Annotated in this window: 6 protein-coding genes and 1 pseudogene; 1 reads left to right on the plus strand and 6 read right to left on the minus strand. The window is 68.6% G+C overall.

Annotated features, from left to right (window positions below; genetic code table 11):
- The coding region (locus H5J33_RS25420; protein WP_181797199.1) for an amidase at positions 1–945 on the plus strand (945 nt) is incomplete at its 5' end.
- Positions 946–1,025: 80 nt separating this feature from the next.
- Here the strand turns inward: H5J33_RS25420 and H5J33_RS25425 are convergent.
- The 6 genes and pseudogenes from H5J33_RS25425 to H5J33_RS25450 all read right to left on the minus strand — a co-directional run.
- A complete protein-coding gene (locus H5J33_RS25425; protein ID WP_181797200.1) occupies positions 1,026–1,799 on the minus strand; it encodes a glycoside hydrolase domain-containing protein in 774 nt (257 codons plus the stop codon).
- A gap of 86 nt (positions 1,800–1,885) precedes the next feature.
- Positions 1,886–2,059, minus strand: coding sequence for a hypothetical protein (locus tag H5J33_RS25430; RefSeq protein ID WP_181797201.1), 174 nt, complete (start codon positions 2,057–2,059; stop codon positions 1,886–1,888).
- Between the two features lie 9 nt (positions 2,060–2,068).
- Entirely contained in the window at positions 2,069–2,308 is a 240-nt protein-coding gene (locus H5J33_RS25435; RefSeq protein ID WP_181797202.1) for a hypothetical protein, read from the minus strand.
- Positions 2,309–2,408: 100 nt separating this feature from the next.
- Positions 2,409–2,594, minus strand: coding sequence for a hypothetical protein (locus H5J33_RS25440; protein WP_181797203.1), 186 nt, complete (start codon positions 2,592–2,594; stop codon positions 2,409–2,411).
- Between the two features lie 72 nt (positions 2,595–2,666).
- Entirely contained in the window at positions 2,667–2,843 is a 177-nt protein-coding gene (locus tag H5J33_RS25445) for a hypothetical protein (RefSeq protein WP_181797204.1), read from the minus strand.
- Between the two features lie 256 nt (positions 2,844–3,099).
- Positions 3,100–4,262: pseudogene (locus H5J33_RS25450) on the minus strand (hypothetical protein); the annotation flags it as partial.

A 4,262-nucleotide genomic window follows, 5' to 3' on the forward strand; every position in this document is an offset into this window, starting at 1 on the left:
ATCCCGGCCGCCTGCAACGGCCTCTTCGGACTGAAGCCCACCCGTGGCCGGATCTCCATGGGCCCCGACTTCGACGAGGTCTTCAACGGCCTGGCCGTGCACGGCAGCCTCAGCCGCACCGTACGCGACAGCGCGGCACTGCTCGACCAGGTCCGCGGCCCGGAGCCGGGCGACCCCTACTCCGCCCGGGAGCCGTCCCGGCCGTACACGGAGGAAGTCACCCGCCCTCCGGGCGCGTTGCGGATCGGTGTACTCACCCACCCGTGGGGCGGACGCCGCACCACGCCTTCCGTGGCCGACGCCCTCTCCCGCACCGTGCGGCTGCTCGAATCCCTCGGCCACCGGGTGGAGGAGACCCGGGTGGACCTCGGGGTCGGCTGGGAGGAGTTCGTCCTGGCCAACGCCCGCCTGATGACGGCGAATCTCGCGGCCCAGGTCGACGAACTGGCCACCGCCTTCGGCCGGCCCGTCGACTCCTCCACCCTCGAACCGCCCACCCTCGCCGGCTACCACTACGGACAGCGGGTCGGCGGCGCCCGGTTCGTCGCCGCGCTCACGGTCCGGAACCGGGTCGCCCGAAGCCTGGCACGGTACTTCGACACCCACGACGTGCTGCTCACCCCCACCCTGCCGGAACCGCCCGTCCCCCTGGGCACCTACGCCGAGGGCGCGGAGGCGCTGGACGGCCACGGCTGGATCGAGCGCCTCACCGACCGCTCACCGTTCACCCTTGCGTTCAACGTCGCGGGCACGCCCGCCATGTCCGTGCCCGTGACGGCCGACACCGGGACGGGGCTCCCGATCGGCATGCAGTTCGCCGCCGGTCACGGACTCGAAGGCCGCCTCTTCCGCCTCGCCGGCCAGCTCGAGCAGGCAAGCCCCTGGTCGGGCCGGACCCCCACGGTGTGGGCAGGGGGCCCACAAGAACCTGAGCGACGCTCCTGAGGAACCGGGAATCCGCGTCCGCCGGGCGGCCGGGAAGACCACGTCACGCTGTCGTCACCGAGGTGACTGGGGCCGCCGCGTCACGTGACCCAGGTGCCCGCGGCGGCGTCCCACTCGCGGTTCGGGTGGGACGGATCCGGGGCGTCCGAGGAGTCCAGGTCCCAGTTGGTCAGCGTCTTGGTGCTGCCGTCGGGCAGTGTCGTGGTGATCGAGGCGAAAGCCTGGATCCACTGCCAGGCCGTGGCCTGCGCGAATCCCGACTGCGTGGGCTCGGGGACGAGGAACGTGCCGGGCCCCACCAGCGCTTGGTCGTGATGCCCCAGGAACTGGTTGATGTTGAACACCCAGACGAGCAGATCGTCGTCGGCCGCGAGCAACTGCGCCGCGGTGTCCTTGAAGGAGCAGTAGACCGCAGGCTGATAGGCCGTCTGGTTCGAACGGATCACCTCGCACCAGGCGTTGACGTACGTGACGAAGTTCGCCGGCAGGGTGCCGCCGATCTCGATGTCGAGATAGATCCTCGGCGCTCCCGGCAGGGCCGCCTCCATGCCCGAAGTGAAACCTGCCTGGTCGGCGAGTTCCGCTGCTTTCAAGGCGTCCTGCCTGCCCTGCTCCTCGGTCAGGATGTGGGAGCCCGGTCCGGACGGATGCTGCTGCCCTACGAAGAGGGGGGCGATCCCCCAGCCCGGGCTCATCGAGCGCAGGTCCGCCAAGTGCGTCATCCAGCTGGTGTTTCCCTGCGACGGTGCCGGTGCCAGGTAGAAGCCGGTCCACAGAAGGTTGGTGTTCGTCATGAGCCCTTCCATGAACTCGTTGCCCGGGTAAGCGAGCCGGTCGATTCCCGCGAATGCCATGGCGCTTCCCTTCGCTGTCGGGGCGGTCTTGTCTTACGGGGCGCCCGGCCACCTCGCGCGGCCGGGCGCCATCCAGGGGCAGCGCCTCATATGAGCAGGCGACCCAGCACCCCGAGCAGGGGCAGGAAGTCTGCCTCGACGCCGGCGGCGTCGTCGTGCTGCACCGGAGCCGACGTACGGTCGACCGGGGGTGTCTGCTGCGGTACCAGCGACACCACAGGCGCCGGACGGGGATGTTCGCGTACGCGTTCGTCGTTCATGTCTCCTCCTCACAGGATCTCCGGGAGGCCGGCCCAGTCGGCGCCGGGTTCCGGGCCGCAGCCGAAACCCATGGCGGGGCCGTAGAACCAGGGGCTCGGATCACTCGGATCATGCCCATGCGCACCGCCTACCTCGTGCTCCATCACGCTCGGAGTGCCTTCGTCGTCGAATGCCGTGCGTACCATGTACGGCTCCAGCTTTTTGCGGCGGTCGATCGCTTGGCTCTGCACCGGCAGATTGAGTTCCATGACGGTCGCCTTCCTGTCCCGCCCCGTACGGGACGCTCAGGGGTTGCCGCGCCGGTGACCGGGTGAACCCGGGGGTGCCGGCGCGGCCTGACAGGCGGTGTCAGATGAGCACGTTCTTGAGGAAGTTGCCCAGATCGAAGCTGGCGTCGACACCCGAGCCGTTCTCCGGGTCCGGCACCGTGGTGCGGGTGCGGTGGACCGGCGGCACCTGCTGCGGCATCGCCAGGGACACGGGCAGCCGGGTGCCCCTGTCCTCGTGCTCGTTCTGCTCGGTCCGTTCGAACATGGTGGTTCTCCTTTTCCGTTTCGGCGAGGCCGGCCGGACGGCCGTCTCGCCCGTCGAGGTGGTGCGGGGAAATCAGATCCCCAGGATCATCCGCAGAAGGCCGCTCGCCTCGACGCCGGAACCGTCCTCCGGGTCGGCAGCCGTGGTGCGGGTGCGGTTGACCGGCGGCACCTGCTGCGGCGTCGCCAGGGACACGGGCAGCCGGATGCCCTTGTCGTCACGTTCGTTCTGCTCGGTGCGTTCGAACATCTCTCTTTCCTTTCCCGGTACGGAAGGGCGTCTCGTCCCTTCCGTCAGATGTAGACACCGTGCGAGGCGAGACACATCTGACGGGCCGCGCCGGTGAGCTCGCTGCATTTGACAGCGGCTTCGACGCCCTGACCCGATGCGTTCCCGGCCGGGCCCTTGCCTTCCGTGCGGACGACAGGCGGGGCCTGGAGCGGCAGCGTCGTGAGCGGTTTCCTCTCTTTCATGACGGACCTCGGTTCCGATGGAGGGCTGTGGTTCAGAAGTCACCGAGGAAGCGGTGAACCGGGCCGAGCGTGATCGGGATCGTTTCGTTGACATCGACGGGGTACAGGAACGAGACACGTGCGCGCCGGTCGTTCTCCGGGTCGATGAAACTGACGATCACGTCCTGGCAGTCGGAACGCATGCGCTCGAAGGCGCTCTTCCGGACGGTGATGGTGTCCAGGGTGTACAGGTGGTTCCTGGCCTCGGGCGGTGCGGGGACGTACGACGACGACAACAGCCCTTGCGCGATCTCCTTGCCGACGTTGTAGGCGTTGGTCCCGGCGTAGTTGAGCGCCCGGTCCGCGGAGGTCTGCCCCAGGTTCCGGAACTGGTAGTAGATCTTGTCGAGGAACGCCCGGATGGTCATCTTCACGTCGTTCTCGGCGAGTTGCATCTCCGGGTGTTTCCTGTCATGCCTGCCGAGGGCCTTCATCACCTCGTGGACGAGCGTGGTTTCGTTCCAGAGGTGCACGCCCCGTGCGTCGACCCGGACCTTCGGGACACACTGACCGGAGAACAGCCGGACGGTCTCCCCGGTCAGTACGCCGGGGATCGACACCCGGGAGATGTAGTCCTGGTTCGGCTCGGTTTCGTCCCCACCGTACTGCTGGCCTGCGGCGACCTGCCCTAGCGGCAGGTCCGGCCCTTCCAGGGGCTCCTCGCCGACCTGCCCCCAGATGGCGTCCCGGAACAGCTTGTAGACCCTGGAAACCGGCGGGTAGTACTTGGTGAGGAGGTCGGCGTCATGGCTCGTGGAGGACGACTCCACCGGCCCGCCCCAGTCCATCCCGAAGGGGACCTCGGCCTCCAGCGCGTAGATCGGGGTGCGGTCGATCTCCAGGGTCCAGATGAGCTTGTCGGACGCCCAGGGGTTCAAGGAGAGGTAGGCACGCATCTGCTTCGGGTCGTACGGGTTCGCCTCCCGCCAGACGGGTCTGCCCTCGTCCGGTTCCGGCTTGAGCCAGAACCCCATCTGCTGACGGAAGCTGTCCCGGCGGGCCTCGGTCCCGAAGTCGAAGTTGATCCTGCCGATCGCGTAGACCAGCGGCAGCGGGGTGGTACCGGGCGCCGGTATGATCCCCGGCCCCGGGGCACTCCCCGGTGCCGGACCACTGCCGGCTCCCAGTCCTGGGCGCGGATGAACTCCTCGTTGTA

Source organism: Streptomyces sp. WELS2, from assembly GCF_013870595.1.
Lineage (GTDB): Bacteria > Actinomycetota > Actinomycetes > Streptomycetales > Streptomycetaceae > Streptomyces.

What these genes read in the sequence shown, in the direction of transcription:
- H5J33_RS25435 (WP_181797202.1), bottom strand. Translation starts at nt 2,308, where the DNA reads ATGGAACTCAATCTGCCGGTGCAGAGCCAAGCGATCGACCGCCGCAAA.
- H5J33_RS25440 (WP_181797203.1), bottom strand. Translation starts at nt 2,594, where the DNA reads ATGTTCGAACGGACCGAGCAGAACGAGCACGAGGACAGGGGCACCCGG.
- H5J33_RS25445 (WP_181797204.1), bottom strand. Translation starts at nt 2,843, where the DNA reads ATGTTCGAACGCACCGAGCAGAACGAACGTGACGACAAGGGCATCCGG.
- H5J33_RS25425 (WP_181797200.1), bottom strand. Translation starts at nt 1,799, where the DNA reads ATGGCATTCGCGGGAATCGACCGGCTCGCTTACCCGGGCAACGAGTTC.
- H5J33_RS25430 (WP_181797201.1), bottom strand. Translation starts at nt 2,059, where the DNA reads ATGAACGACGAACGCGTACGCGAACATCCCCGTCCGGCGCCTGTGGTG.